The 12,999-nt window shown below is 72.3% G+C and carries 14 protein-coding genes; 3 read left to right on the top strand and 11 right to left on the bottom strand.

Features of this window, described 5'->3' with window-relative positions; translation table 11 throughout:
* Positions 1-99 precede the first annotated feature (99 nt).
* From codA to ACFYW3_RS25835, 3 genes are all read right to left on the bottom strand, one after another.
* A complete protein-coding gene (gene codA / locus ACFYW3_RS25845; protein WP_351749526.1) occupies positions 100-1,455 on the bottom strand; it encodes a cytosine deaminase in 1,356 nt (451 codons plus the stop codon).
* 228 nt (positions 1,456-1,683) lie between these two features.
* Positions 1,684-1,851 (bottom strand): hypothetical protein, encoded by a 168-nt coding sequence (locus ACFYW3_RS25840; protein ID WP_267802646.1) that lies wholly within the window; start codon positions 1,849-1,851, stop codon positions 1,684-1,686.
* 98 nt (positions 1,852-1,949) lie between these two features.
* A complete protein-coding gene (locus tag ACFYW3_RS25835; protein WP_053676933.1) occupies positions 1,950-2,150 on the bottom strand; it encodes a hypothetical protein in 201 nt (66 codons plus the stop codon).
* A 92-nt stretch (positions 2,151-2,242) separates the two neighbouring features.
* Between ACFYW3_RS25835 and ACFYW3_RS25830 the strand changes: the two genes are divergently transcribed.
* Both ACFYW3_RS25830 and ACFYW3_RS25825 read left to right on the top strand, forming a co-directional pair.
* Positions 2,243-4,063: a prolyl oligopeptidase family serine peptidase gene (locus ACFYW3_RS25830; RefSeq protein WP_351749528.1), complete on the top strand. Its 1,821-nt coding sequence runs from the start codon at positions 2,243-2,245 to the stop codon at positions 4,061-4,063.
* A gap of 42 nt (positions 4,064-4,105) precedes the next feature.
* The gene (locus tag ACFYW3_RS25825) at positions 4,106-4,918 is read left to right on the top strand and encodes an SURF1 family protein (protein WP_389387470.1); all 813 of its coding nucleotides are present in this window, start codon (positions 4,106-4,108) and stop codon (positions 4,916-4,918) included.
* Here ACFYW3_RS25825 and ACFYW3_RS25820 read toward each other — a convergent pair.
* The 7 genes from ACFYW3_RS25820 to ACFYW3_RS25790 form a co-directional block, all read right to left on the bottom strand.
* Positions 4,890-5,987 (bottom strand): hypothetical protein, encoded by a 1,098-nt coding sequence (locus tag ACFYW3_RS25820; protein ID WP_389387469.1) that lies wholly within the window; start codon positions 5,985-5,987, stop codon positions 4,890-4,892. The genes ACFYW3_RS25825 and ACFYW3_RS25820 overlap by 29 nt on opposite strands.
* On the bottom strand, positions 5,984-6,772 hold the full coding sequence (locus tag ACFYW3_RS25815) for a SigE family RNA polymerase sigma factor (RefSeq protein ID WP_389387538.1): 789 nt from the start codon (positions 6,770-6,772) through the stop codon (positions 5,984-5,986). The genes ACFYW3_RS25820 and ACFYW3_RS25815 overlap by 4 nt, the downstream gene beginning before the upstream one ends.
* A gap of 217 nt (positions 6,773-6,989) precedes the next feature.
* Positions 6,990-8,066 (bottom strand): aspartate-semialdehyde dehydrogenase, encoded by a 1,077-nt coding sequence (locus ACFYW3_RS25810; RefSeq protein ID WP_389387468.1) that lies wholly within the window; start codon positions 8,064-8,066, stop codon positions 6,990-6,992.
* Complete coding sequence (locus ACFYW3_RS25805; RefSeq protein WP_351749537.1) at positions 8,063-9,337, bottom strand: aspartate kinase; 1,275 nt, start codon at positions 9,335-9,337, stop codon at positions 8,063-8,065. The genes ACFYW3_RS25810 and ACFYW3_RS25805 overlap by 4 nt, the downstream gene beginning before the upstream one ends.
* 92 nt (positions 9,338-9,429) lie before the next feature.
* Positions 9,430-10,116 (bottom strand): DUF5063 domain-containing protein, encoded by a 687-nt coding sequence (locus ACFYW3_RS25800; RefSeq protein WP_351372006.1) that lies wholly within the window; start codon positions 10,114-10,116, stop codon positions 9,430-9,432.
* On the bottom strand, positions 10,109-10,708 hold the full coding sequence (gene recR / locus ACFYW3_RS25795; RefSeq protein ID WP_031138625.1) for a recombination mediator RecR: 600 nt from the start codon (positions 10,706-10,708) through the stop codon (positions 10,109-10,111). Before recR ends, ACFYW3_RS25800 begins: the two co-directional genes overlap by 8 nt.
* Positions 10,709-10,766: 58 nt before the next feature.
* Positions 10,767-11,111 carry a YbaB/EbfC family nucleoid-associated protein gene (locus ACFYW3_RS25790; RefSeq protein WP_078998671.1) on the bottom strand — a complete coding sequence of 115 codons (345 nt, stop codon included), beginning with the start codon at positions 11,109-11,111 and terminating at the stop codon, positions 10,767-10,769.
* Between the two features lie 255 nt (positions 11,112-11,366).
* Between ACFYW3_RS25790 and ACFYW3_RS25785 the strand changes: the two genes are divergently transcribed.
* Positions 11,367-12,092, top strand: a complete 726-nt coding sequence (locus ACFYW3_RS25785; protein ID WP_351372009.1) for an SLATT domain-containing protein — start codon at positions 11,367-11,369, stop codon at positions 12,090-12,092.
* A gap of 110 nt (positions 12,093-12,202) precedes the next feature.
* On the opposite strand, the gene ACFYW3_RS25780 is transcribed toward ACFYW3_RS25785, so the two are convergent.
* Positions 12,203-12,853, bottom strand: a complete 651-nt coding sequence (locus tag ACFYW3_RS25780) for a hypothetical protein (protein WP_053676943.1) — start codon at positions 12,851-12,853, stop codon at positions 12,203-12,205.
* Positions 12,854-12,999: the final 146 nt, after the last annotated feature.

Here is a 12,999-nt window from a genome sequence, read left to right as displayed (position 1 = left end):
GCCGTACTCGGCGGCCGTACTCGCGCCGCCCGCCGCCGCGCTCGGGCCACGCCCGCCGCCGTACTCGGGCCACGCCCGCCGCCGCGCTCGGGCGGCGGCTCACCGGCGCCTGAAGTCCACTTCCGACGGGCCCGGTTCGCCGGGCCAGGACAGCAGGCGGCTCGGGGCGGGCGGGTTCTCGGCGAGGACGGTGCCGCGCGAGACGACGTACCGGGGTCGGACCTGGCGGCGGATCGCCTCGGTGGGCGACTCGGCCGGCAGCAGGACGAAGGAGGCCGGGGCGCCCGGGGTGATGCCGTACTCGGCCGTGGACAGGCCGAGCACCCGCGCGGCGCGTTCCGTGACCATCTCGAAGGCGCGGGGGATCTCGTCGGCCCCGGTGAGTTGGGCGGCGTACACGCCGACGAGCGCGGTCTGGAGCGGGTTGCCGGTGCCCAGCGCGTTCCAGGGGTCCATCACGTCGTCGTGGCCGAAGGCCACGTTCACCCCGGCCGCCAGCATCTCCTTGACCTGGGTGAGGCCGCGCCGCTTGGGGTAGGCGTCGAAGCGGCCCTGGAGGTTGAGGTTCGCGAACGGGTTGGAGACGAGGTTGATCCCGGCGCGGGACAGCAGCCGTTGGAGTTTGAAGCTGTACGCGCCGCCGTAGGAACCCATGGCCGTCGTGTGGGAGGCCGTCGCGCGCTCGCGCAGCCCCGTGCGCAGCGCGAGGGTGGCCAGGACCTCCACGAACCGGGACTGCTCGTCGTCGATCTCGTCGCAGTGCGCGTCGACGCGCAGGCCCCGTTCCTCGGCGAGCGCGAAGGCGATGCCGAGGGAGGCCACCCCGTCCTCGCGGGTGTCCTCGAAGTGCGGGATCGCGCCGACCACGTCCGCGCCGCGCCGTACCGCCTCGCGCAGCAGCGCCTCGCCGTCCGGGAAGGAGACGATGCCTTCCTGCGGGAAGGCGACGATCTGCAGGGTGATGACGTCCCGTACCCGGTCCCGGACCTCCAGCAGCGCGTCGAGGGCGGTGAGCCCGGGGTCGGTGGTGTCGCAGTGGGTGCGTACGTGCAGCACCCCTTGTGCCGCCTGCCAGCGCAGCACCTCGGTGGCGCGGGCGATGACGTCCTCGCGGGTCAGGGTCCGTTTGCGTTCGCTCCAGCGGGCGATGCCCTCCCAGAGGGTGCCGGAGGCGTTCGGGCGCGGTTCGCCGGCCGTCAGGGCAGTGTCGAGGTGGATGTGCGGCTCGACGAAGGGGGCGGTGAGCAGGTCGCCGTGCGCCTCGATCAGGACGCCGGTGGCGGGTGGCTCCTTCTGGTCGTCGTGCGGGAGGACCCGGGCGATCCGGCCGTCCTCCGCGACCTCCACGTCGCTGAGGCCGTCGCCGCCGGCGGGGTGGCCGGCGGTGTGGCGGTCGGTGTGATGGTCGGTGTGGTGGTCGGTCAACAGCCGGGCGCCCCGGACGATCATCCGCATGGCGCCAGCGTACGACCGGGGGTGGACCGGCGGGTCGCAGGCGGGTCCGGGGCGGCGGGACCCGGGCGGGGCGCCGCTCCACCACCACTCCACGCCCGCTCCATCACCCCCGGTCCACCACCGCCGCCCGTACGCCGACGGCCCGCGGTCTCCCGTGGGAAACCGCGGGCCGGTGACGGGGTGGCGGCGGTGATGGAGCGACGCCGTGACACGTCGCCGAGTGGTCGGTCAGCCGCGCTTCGCCTGGGCCTTCTGCTGCATGCCCCGGGTCTTCGCGGAGATCGACTGCACATCTCTGACCGCGGCCTTGGCACGGGCCTCGGCCGCCGTGTTCTTCGCCAACGCACGCTCGGAATCCTGGTGGCCGTGATGTTCGCCGCGAGCCTTCCTGGCCATGACCACTCCTCCTCGGAGCACGGAAAGACGTACGTACTCCACTGTCCCTCCGTTCCGGCCGGCCGGCATCCGGAGGGCCCGTCACCCGTTCGGCGGGCTCAGCCGCCGCGCTGCGATCCGGACGACGGGGGCTTCATTCCCCGCGATCGGCGCGCGTCCTCGTCCATCGCCCGGGCCTGGGCCTCGGCGATGTCCTCGATCCTGCCCTTGCTCTGCTGGTCCGAGCTCTTCGACATCCGCGAACGCGAGGAGCCGCTGTCGCCCGACATGTCGGACTGCTCCTTGGGCTGCTTCGCCATGATCGTTCCTCCTTGAGGACGGCGGGTGGGATCCCCGCCCACGCTGCCGCCTTCCGGGCGCCGGGACCATCCGACAGCGCCGATCGGGTTACATGGGGGGCATGACTGACGCAGACGCCTTCGCAGACACGCCCGCCATGCCCGACTGGGAGAAGCGCTTCCGGGCCCCGCGCGTCGGGCTGCCCGAGTGGGCCGAGGACGCGCCGGACCGTTCCCTGTTCGTCTCCAACGCGACCGGGACCTACGAGCTGTACGCCTGGGACCGCGCCACCGGCGCCCAACGTCAGGCCACGGACCGTCCGAACGGCACCACCGACGGCACCCTCTCCCCCGACGGCGAGTGGATCTGGTGGTTCTCCGACACCGACGGCGACGAGTTCGGCACCTGGGTCCGCCAGCCGTTCGCGGGCGGCCCCGACACGCCGGCCACGCCGGGTCTGGAGCCCTCGTACCCTGCCGGACTCGCCATCGGGCGGGACGGCACCGCGGTCGTCGGCCGGTCCACCGACGAGGAGGGCACCACCGTCCACGTCGTACGGCCCGACGGCGGCGCGCCGGCCGTGATCTACCGACACCACGAGTCCGCCGGCGTGGGCGACCTGTCCCGCGACGGGACCCTGCTGGTCATCGAGCACACCGAGCACGGCGACGCGATGCACTCGGCGCTGCGCGTCGTCACCCTGGACGGGTCCGCGGTCGCGGAGCTGGACGACTCCAAGGGCGGCACGGTGGAGCTGGGGCTGGGCGTGCTCGGCTTCGCCCCCGTCGCCGGCGACACCCGGCTGCTCGTGGCCCACCAGCGGCGCGGCCGCTGGGAGCCGATGATCTGGGACGTGGCCACGGGCACCGAGACCGAGCTGGGGATCGAGCTGCCGGGCGACGTGGGCGCCGAGTGGTACCCGGACGCTTCGGCCCTGCTGGTCTCGCACGAGTTCGAGGCGCGCGGCGAGCTGTGGCGGTACGACCTGGCCTCGCGGTCCCTCGTCGCGGTGGAGACTCCCCCGGGCTCGGTGTCCGGTGCGACGGCCCGCCCGGACGGGTCGGTGGAGTACCAGTGGTCCTCGGCGGCCGAGCCGGCGGCGGTGCGATCCACGGCGGGCGGCGTCGTGCTGGACCCGCCCGGTTTCCGGCCGCCGGGCTCGGTGCCGGTGGAGGACGTGTGGGTGGAGGGTCCGGGCGGCCGGATCCACGCGCTCGCGCAGCGGCCGACGGGCCGCGGGGACGGGCCCTTCCCGACGATCTTCGAGATCCACGGCGGGCCGACCCACCACGACAGCGACTCCTTCCTGGCGACCCCGGCGGCCTGGCTCGACCACGGCTTCGCGGTGGTCCGGGTCAACTACCGCGGGTCGACGGGCTACGGGCGCGAGTGGACCGACGCGCTCAAGCACCGGGTCGGCCTGATCGAGCTGGAGGACGTCGCGGCCGTCCGGGAGTGGGCCGTGGAGTCCGGTCTCGCGGATCCGGCGCGGCTGGTGCTGTCCGGCGGCTCGTGGGGCGGGTACCTGACGCTGCTGGGCCTGGGGACCCAGCCGGACGCCTGGGCCGTGGGGCTGGCCGCGGTGCCGGTCGCGGACTACGTGACGGCGTACCACGACGAGATGGAGGCGTTGAAGTCCCTGGACCGCACCCTCTTCGGCGGCACTCCGGAGGAGGTCCCGGACCGTTTCGAGGCGTCCTCCCCGCTGACGTACGTGGACTCGGTGAAGGCGCCCGTGCACATCGCGGCGGGTCTCAACGACCCGCGCTGCCCGATCCGGCAGATCGAGAACTACGTGGACCGCCTCGCGGCGCGCGGGGCGGTGCACGAGGTGTACCGGTACGACGCCGGGCACGGTTCGCTGGTCGTGGAGGAGCGGATCAAGCAGGTGCGGATGGATCTGGAGTTCGCGCTGAAGCACCTTCCGGCCTGACCCGGCAGCCGATGACCGGTGCACCCCCCGTACCGTGGTGGGGTGCACCGGTTTCTCCTGACCCCGCGCTGGTGGGGGATCAACGTCTTCGTCGCGCTCGGCGTCCCCTTCTGCCTGTTCATGGGGACCTGGCAGCTCGGCCGGTTCGAGGACCGCGTCGACACCCACCGGGAGGCGTCCTCCGCACGGCCCGCCGACCGGGCGGCCGCGCCGCTGGACTCGCTGCTGCCGGTGGACACCGAGACCTCCGGGCGGCCGGCTTCGGCGTCCGGTGTGTACGGGCGGCAGTTGCTCGTCCCGGAACGACAGCTCGACGGGAAGTCCGGCTTCTACGTCCTGACCCTGCTGAAGACCGACTCCGGCAAGGCCGTCCCGGTGGTCCGGGGCTGGCTCCCGGGCGTCGCGGACCCGGCGAAGGCGCCGGCCGCGCCGGGCGGGCGGGTCGAGGTGACCGGGGCGCTCCAGGCGTCGGAGAACTCCGGGACCAAGGGCGTGTACTCCCAGGGCGGTCTGCCGGCCGGTCAGCTCGGGGTGATCGGTGCCGCGACGCTGGTCAACATGGTGCAGGAGCCGCTGTACGACGCCTGGCTGACGGTGCAGACCCCGTCGGACGGGATGGTTCCGGTGCCCGCGAAGGCGCCGACCAACACCGGCCTGGACCTCAAGGCCTTCCAGAACCTCGGCTACACCGGCGAGTGGTTCGTCTTCGCCGCGTTCGTGCTCTTCATGTGGTTCCGGCTCTACCGGCGCGAGGTGGAGACCCTGCGCGACACGGAGGCGGGCCTGCTGCCGGCGGAACCGGTCGCGGCAAAACCCGCCCCCGCCGTTACCGCTTCGACTCCCCCAGCGCGATAGCGCCCGTCCGGTAGACCGTCCCGCCGCAGGCGTCGGGGATCGTCGTCTGCGTGGTCGGCGCCCCCGCCTCGGGGGTGTGGGACACGGCCACGCCGGTCGGGTCCGGGCTCGCGCCGCCGTTCACCGGGTCCGAGGCCGCCGCCGCGTCGGCGCCGGCTCCCTGGGTACCGGTCGGAGGCTCGCCCGTACCGCCTGCCGGGGGCCTGCCCGTGGGTCCGGCGGACGCCGCCGGACAGGGCTGCGCCGAGGGCACCCAGGCGAACCGCACCTCGTACGCGGCGTTCGGTTCGAGGACCACCGAGGCGGACTCGACGGCCGGATCGGGCAGCAGTCCGCTCGCCGGGTCCCCGGCGGTGTGGCTGAGCACGGTGACCCCGGAGCCCTGCGCGGGCGGGGCCGACCTCGCCACGGAGGCGGCGGTGACGGTGTCCGGGCCGGTGACCTTGCAGTCCCGGCCGGAGACGTTGGTGACCTTGAAACTGCCGTACACCTTGCCGTCGGCCCGGGGGGCGCGGGCGCTGCCCAGCACCCCCAGTTGGTCGGCGGAGCAGCCGGGCACCGCGCCGGCCGCCCCCACCGGGGGCCGCGGGGTGGCGTCCGAACCGCTCGCGGCGCCGGCGGAGGCCGTACCGGACGGGCCCGCGACGGCACTGTCGGAGGGGGAGCCGCTCGGCTGCGGGGACGGCGTGCCGCCGGCGCTCTGGCCGGTCCCCGGATGGAAGGTGGGTCGGGCGGCGGACTTGCCCGAGCCGTTCTGGTGGGGGTCGGAGGTGCCCCCGTTGCCGCCGTCCTGCTGCTGCCCGTGTCCGGCCATGGTGGAGTGGTCGGTGGCGGAGCCCTGGCCGCCGGTCAGGTGCAGGGCGGTCGGGACGGCCGCCCCGGCCAGTACGGCCGCCGCCGCCGCGCAGACGAGGACCTGCCGTTTGCGGACCCGGCGCGCGGGGACGGCGTACCGCAGTCGCTCCAGCGCTCCCTCGGACGGCTCCAGGCCCTGGACGGCTCCGCTCAGCAGGCTCCGCAGCGCCTGTTCGTCGGCGCCTTCGGCGTCGTTCTTCCGGTCGTCCATCATGACTGCGCAGCCTCCATCGCCACCCGCAGCGCGGCAATGCCCCGCGATCCGTACGCCTTCACCGAGCCGAGCGATATGCCGAGCGTCTCGGCGACCTGAACCTCCGTCATGTCCGCGAAGTAGCGCAGCACGAGCACCTCGCGCTGGCGTCGTTGGAGTCCCCGCATGGACTTGATCAGGTCGTCCCGTTCCAGTTGGTCGTAGGCGCCCTCTTCCGCGCTGGCCATGTCCGGCATCGGCTTGGACAGCAGCTTCAGGCCGAGGATGCGGCGGCGCAGCGCGGAACGCGAGAGGTTGACGACGGTCTGGCGCAGGTAGGCCAGGGTCTTGTCGCGGTCCCGGACCCGGTTGCGGGCCGAGTGGACGCGGATGAAGGCCTCTTGGACCACGTCCTCGCAGGAGGCGGTGTCGTCGAGGAGCAGGGCGGCCAGGCCCAGGAGGGAGCGGTAGTGGGCCTGGTAGGTCTCGGTGAGGTGGTCGACCGTGGTGCCGGCCACGACGACCTTCTCGGTGTCCGCGCCGGCCGTGTTCGCGCCCGCCGTGTCCGGGTCCGCCGGGCCGGTCCGCGCCCTGTCCGGCTCGACCGCGTTCGGGGCGGCATCGTTCGGGGCGGCCTCGTTCGCGGTGTCGTCGGCGGTGTCGCTCCCGGGGGCGGCGGCGCTATCCCGGGGTGAGGGCACGCGGCCGCCCCGGGTCGGCACGACGGACGGCGTGGACGTCGGCGGGACGGGCACGATCACAGGAGGGCCGCCGGGCACGTTCGATCGCCGGCGCGGGGGAATGATCCCGGTACGCACCGGCATGACGATGAAGTCGAGCAATGCCTCTGCCACGCCTGTTGGACACGCGTCCCCCCGTCAGGGTTGTACGCGCGAGCCAGAGTTTCCGGCAATATCCCCATTGCGCTCATGCGTACCCGCTCTTCCCGGTTGCCCCATTTATCCAGGCGGCAGTCGGGCCATCACCTTGATCAAGGGATCGACACCGATCCTACAAAGCGAATTACGCAGATTCACCCGCGATCAGTTCCGAGATCTGCGTCGCATTCAGGGCCGCGCCTTTGCGGAGGTTGTCCGCGCAAACGAAGAACTCCAGGCCCCGCCGGTCGTCGAGCGATGCCCTCACCCGCCCCACCCAGGCCGGATCCGTGCCGGCCGCGTCCACGGGAGTGGGGAACTCCCCCGCGGCGGGCTCGTCCACCAGGACCACCCCGGGCGCCGCCTCCAGGATCTCCCGCGCGTGCGCGGCGTCCACCTCGCGCTCGAACCGGGCCCGTACCGAGAGGGAGTGCCCGGTCAGCACCGGGACCTGTACGCAGGTCACCGCGATCGGCAGGTCGGCGAGGTCGAGGATCCGCCGGGTCTCCGCCCGTACGGCCAGTTCGTGCGAGGACCAGCCGTCCTCGCGCAGCTCACCGGACCAGGGCACCACGTTCAGGGCGAGCGGGGCCGCGAAGGGGCCGGTGTCCTCGCCCACGGCACGGCGCACGTCCCCGGGCTGTTCCCCGAGGGAGGTCCCCGCCACCAGCGACACCTGGCGGCGCAACGCCTCGGATCCGCCCCGGCCCGCGGCGCTCGCGGCCTGGTACGAGGAGACGACCAGGTCGGCCAACCCGTACTCGGCGTGCAGCGCGCCCAGCGCGGCGATCATCGAGGCGGTCACGCAGTCCGGGCCCGCGACGATGCCGCGCGGCCGCATCCGTACGGCGTGGCCGTTCACCTCGGGCACCACCAGCGGCACCTCGGGGTCGTCCCGGAAGGCGGGCGACTGGTCCACGGCCACGGCACCGCGCGTGGTGACGACGGGCGCCCAGCGCGCGGAGACGTCGGCCGGGGTCAGGAAGATCACGACGTCGCCGGATCCGAGGCCGTCGAAGGCGTCCTCGGTGAGGGCAAGCACCTCGATCTCCTCCCCGCGCACGGCCAGCACACGGCCGGCCGAGCGGTGGGAGGCGATCAGGCGGATGTCGCCCCAGACGTCGGCCCGCTGGGACAGGATCCCGAGCAGGACCGAACCGACCGCTCCGGTCGCCCCGACCACGGCGAGTGCCGGTGCCGGGGTCGACCGGGTCTGCGTCATCGTCCGGTGCCCCCGTAGATGACGGCCTCGTCGCTGTCGGAGTCGAGACCGAAGGCCGTGTGCACGGCGCGGACGGCCTCGTTGACGTCGTCCTGGCGGGTGACGACCGAGATGCGGATCTCCGAGGTGGAGATCAGCTCGATGTTCACGCCCGCGTCGGACAGGGCCTGGAAGAACGAGGCGGTGACGCCCGGGTTGGTCTTCATGCCCGCGCCGACCAGGGAGATCTTGCCGATCTGGTCGTCGTAGCGCAGGGACTCGAAGCCGATCGAGCCCTTCGCCTTCTCCAGGGCGTCGATGGCCTTGTGGCCCTCGGTCTTGGGGAGGGTGAAGGAGATGTCCGTCAGGCCCGTGGAGGCGGCGGACACGTTCTGCACGATCATGTCGATGTTGATCTCGGCGTCCGCGATGGCGCGGAAGATGGCCGCGGCCTCGCCCGGCTTGTCCGGAACGCCTACGACCGTGATCTTGGCTTCGGAGACGTCATGAGCGACTCCGGAGATGATGGCGTGCTCCACCGGCTCGTCCCCTTGCGGATTCTCGTTGCTGACCCAGGTGCCCGGCAGTCCGGAGAAGGACGACCGGACGTGGATCGGGATGTCGTAGCGGCGTGCGTACTCGACGCAGCGGTGCAGCAGCACCTTGGACCCGGAGGCCGCCAGCTCCAGCATGTCCTCGGAGGAGATCCAGTCGATCTTCCTGGCCTTCTTCACGACGCGGGGGTCCGCGGTGAAGACGCCGTCGACATCGGTGTAGATCTCGCAGACCTCGGCGTCGAGCGCCGCGGCGAGCGCCACGGCGGTCGTGTCCGAGCCGCCCCGTCCGAGGGTGGTGATGTCCTTGCTGTCCGCCGACACGCCCTGGAATCCGGCGACGATGGCGATGTTGCCCTCGTCCAGCGCGGTGCGGATACGACCCGGCGTGACATCGATGATGCGTGCTTTGTTGTGCACCGAGTCGGTGATGACACCTGCCTGGCTGCCCGTGAACGACTGGGCCTCGTGGCCCAGGTTTTTGATCGCCATGGCCAGCAGGGCCATGGAGATCCGCTCTCCGGCGGTCAGCAGCATGTCGAATTCGCGGCCGGCAGGCATCGGGGACACCTGCTCGGCGAGATCGATCAGCTCGTCCGTCGTGTCGCCCATCGCGGATACCACGACGACCACCTGGTGGCCGTTCTTCTTGGCATCCACGATTCGCTTGGCGACACGCTTGATGCCTTCGGCATCCGCTACGGAGGAACCTCCGTACTTCTGCACGACAAGGCCCACGTGCGCTCCTCGCTCAGTCCGTCTCATTGCTGGTGCAGTCTAACGAGCGGCCGCGATCCGACCGCTTCGTACCACATCATGAGACTAAACGATCAAAGAATGGGTTCGCTCGCGCCGCGGGTCCGCTTGCCGCCCAGACCCAGCGGACCTGCGATTTCCTCGACCATCACACGCCCCGCCTGCTCCGCGAGATCGTCCTCGGTCAGGTCCTCGTCGGTGTCCAGGCCGTCGAGCTCCTCCAGCGGCTGGTCCAGCCGTACGTGGGCCACGAGCGACTGGAGCGCGCGCAGGGTCGCCGAGGCCGTCGAGCCCCAGTTGGAGAAGTACGAGAACTGCCACCACCACAGCGCCTCGGTCGTCCGGCCCGCCCGGTAGTGCGCCAACCCGTGCCGCAGGTCGGCGACCACGTCCGCCAGGTCGTCGGAGATCCGGTGCGCGACCGGGGCCTTGCGCGGCTCGTAAGGGTCGAAGACCTCGGAGTACACGTCGACCGGGTCCAACATGTACGCAAACCGCTCGCGCAGCTCGTCCACGTCCGGCTCCGGCCCGAGGTCCGGCTCGTAGCGCTCGTCGGGCAGGACGTCCTGGTACGCGCCCAGCCGGCCGCCCGCCAGCAGCAACTGCGAGACCTCCAGGAGGAGGAAGGGCACGGCGCTGTCCGGGTCCTCGCCCTTGGCCACCTCGGTGACCGCGACGATGAAGGACTCGATCTGGTCCGCGATCTGGACGGCGAAGTCGTCCGGGTCCTGACCCAGGGCGTGCAGCGTTGCGTCAGACATCGAGAAGTCGCCTTCCTTCAAAGGCCCGCCCCAGCGTGACCTCGTCCGCGTACTCCAGATCTCCCCCGACGGGGAGCCCGCTGGCCAGGCGGGTGACCTTCAGGCCCATGGGCTTGATCATGCGGGCGAGGTAGGTGGCGGTCGCCTCGCCCTCCAGGTTCGGGTCCGTGGCCAGGATCAGCTCGGTCACGGTGCCGTCCGCCAGGCGCGTCAGCAGCTCACGGATCCGCAGGTCGTCCGGGCCGACGCCCTCGATCGGGCTGATCGCCCCGCCGAGGACGTGGTACTTGCCCCGGAACTCGCGGGTCCGCTCGATCGCGACGACGTCCTTGGGCTCCTCCACGACACAGATGACCGTCGTGTCGCGGCGGGGGTCACGGCAGATCCCGCACCGCTCCTCCTGCGCCACGTTCCCGCACACCGCGCAGAAGCGGACCTTGTCCTTCACTTCGAGCAGCGCGTGCGCGAGGCGACGGACGTCGGTGGGTTCCGCCTGCAGGATGTGGAAGGCGATCCGCTGCGCGCTCTTGGGCCCGACGCCGGGCAGCCTGCCCAGTTCGTCGATCAGGTCCTGGACCACGCCTTCGTACAACGGACTGCCTTCTTTCGCTGTGGGGTATCACGGTCCGGCCGCGAGGGCCGGAGGGGGTCTAGAACGGCAGGCCCGGAATACCGCTGCCGCCGCCCAGACCCGCGGTCAGGGGGCCCAGTTTCTCCTGCTGGAGCGCCTGGGCGTTCTCGTTGGCCGCCTGGACCGCCGCGACCACCAGGTCGGCGAGGGTCTCGGTGTCCGAGGGGTCCACGGCCTTCGGGTCGATCACGAGCGCGCGCAGCTCACCGGAACCGTTGACGGTGGCCTTCACCAGGCCACCGCCCGCCTGTCCCTCGACCTCGGCCTCGGCCAGCGCCTCCTGGGCCGCGGCGAGGTCCTGCTGCATCTTCTGGGCCTGCTGGAGCAGCTGCTGCATGTCGGGCTGGCCACCACCGGAAATCACAGGGCACTCACTCCACACCTTGGGAACGCTTGGTCAATCCGAGCCTACGTGCTCCCCGCGCGGCGCGCCCTACGCCGTGAGGACCAACTCTTTCGAGTGAGAGACGGGGGGCGCGCGTACCTGATGAAGACCTCCTTGCGAGCGGAAAACCCGGGATTCGTCGTCCATCGCGTGTCATTCGAAGGTAGGAAGAGCATGCGCACCATTGCGCACACGCGCACCACGACACGTCAGCGCAGGCAGAGGGAGTGCCCGGTGAGTCAGCCGGAGATGCAGCCCGAGGGGCCACCCCGGGATCCCGCAGAGGACGGCGACCTGACCGGGCGACCGTTCCCTCTCGGGGACTGGGGCGAGCCCGCCGAGCGGCTCGACGAGCTCTACCGACGGGTCGAGGCCGATGCGCTGCGCACCGCCGAGTGGTATCTGGCCGACCGGGCGTGGAAGCGGCGGGGTGCCCGTGCCCTGCGGGTCGGCGCCGCGGCGGGAGCCGTGACGGGGGCCGCCATGCCGCTGCTGGAGCTGACGGGCTCGGCGCCGGGCGCGTCCTCGTACGGGTATCTGTGCCTGCTGCTGGCCGCCGCCTGCCTGGCCTGCGACCGGTTCTTCGGTCTGACCTCCGGGTGGATGCGGGACGTCGCCACGGCCCAGGCTGTGCAGCGGCGACTCCAGGCGTTGCAGTTCGACTGGGCCTCGGAGAACGTGCGGGAGGTGCTGGGCCCCACGGAGGGCACGGCGAGCGAGGCGGCGGAGCGGTGCCTGACGGTGCTGCGGCGCTTCTCGGAGGACGTCACGGACCTGGTCCGCTCGGAGACGGCGGACTGGATGGTGGAGTTCCGGGCCGGACCGGCGCCGCTGGTCATGCAGTCCCTGACCACGTCCCCGGCCCGCACCGACCCGGGCGTCCCGGCCGCCCGGTTCCCGCTCCCGCCCGGCACCCGGCCGAACATGCCCCGCCAGCGCCCGCCGGAGCAGCCCCGCTGAGAACGGGGCCCGCCCCGGCGGACGGGGCGGGTCGGCCGCCGGCCGGTTCGGGTCGGTCGCAGGTCGCGGCGCGGCGTGGTGGTCGCCGGTCGCCGGTCGCCGGTCGCCGGTCAACTGAAGATGATCATCGAACCCTGGCCCAGGCTGCGCGTCGCCGCCGCGTGCAACCCCAACCACACGTGTCGCTCCCGCGCGAACGGACTGTCGTCGTACGGGATCGGCCCGGCGGGCTCCTCCAGGGACGTCGGCCGCCCCGGCGGAGCGGGCGCCGCCGGCGGGTTCCCCGGGTCTATCCCGATCGCGGGAGCGACCAGGGCCAGTTCCCGCAGCAGCCCCTGGGCGGATCCCAGCGGGCCGCCCCCGGCCAGCAGCTCCTCGTTGGCCAGCGGAGCCGCGAAGTCCACGGGCACGTACGCGCCCGCGTGGTCGTAGTGCCACACCAGGTGCGACTGCTGCGCCGTCGACTCGAACATCTCCAGGAGCTGCTCGTAGTCCCCGCCCAGCTCGTCCACCGGGGTCACCGGCAGTCCGCAGATCTGGAGCAGGTACGCCCTCCGCAGGAAGTGCAGGGCGTCGTAGTCGAAACCGGCCACCGGGGCGACGTCGCCGGAGAGCCCCGGCATGTACGCGAACACGGGCACGGACGGAAGCCCCGCCGCGCCCAACGCCTTGTCGTACGAGGCGATCTCTTCCGCGAAGGGGTTGTCGGGGCTGTGGCACAGCACGTCGACAAGGGGGACCAGCCACAGGTCACAGGCCACTCGGGCTCCGATCAGTCGTTGCCGCCGATTCCGCCAGCGTAGTGCGCCGGACACGCTCAGCGAAGAGGTCCGCAGAACCTGCGGCGTCCGCCGACCCTCGACGGGGCACCGGCACGGGCCCGTCCACCCGGCGCGGCCACGGTCCG

The organism is Streptomyces sp. NPDC002602 (genome assembly GCF_042889445.1).
GTDB lineage: Bacteria > Actinomycetota > Actinomycetes > Streptomycetales > Streptomycetaceae > Streptomyces.
This window is presented reverse-complemented; position numbering and strand designations above follow the sequence as displayed.

Excerpts from the sequence above, each read along its gene's own strand:
- ACFYW3_RS25840 (WP_267802646.1), bottom strand. The coding sequence starts at position 1,851 with ATGGCCAGGAAGGCTCGCGGCGAACATCACGGCCACCAGGATTCCGAG.
- codA (WP_351749526.1), bottom strand. The coding sequence starts at position 1,455 with ATGCGGATGATCGTCCGGGGCGCCCGGCTGTTGACCGACCACCACACC.
- ACFYW3_RS25835 (WP_053676933.1), bottom strand. The coding sequence starts at position 2,150 with ATGGCGAAGCAGCCCAAGGAGCAGTCCGACATGTCGGGCGACAGCGGC.
- ACFYW3_RS25820 (WP_389387469.1), bottom strand. The coding sequence starts at position 5,987 with ATGATGGACGACCGGAAGAACGACGCCGAAGGCGCCGACGAACAGGCG.
- ACFYW3_RS25830 (WP_351749528.1), top strand. The coding sequence starts at position 2,243 with ATGGGGGGCATGACTGACGCAGACGCCTTCGCAGACACGCCCGCCATG.
- ACFYW3_RS25800 (WP_351372006.1), bottom strand. The coding sequence starts at position 10,116 with ATGTCTGACGCAACGCTGCACGCCCTGGGTCAGGACCCGGACGACTTC.
- ACFYW3_RS25810 (WP_389387468.1), bottom strand. The coding sequence starts at position 8,066 with ATGACGCAGACCCGGTCGACCCCGGCACCGGCACTCGCCGTGGTCGGG.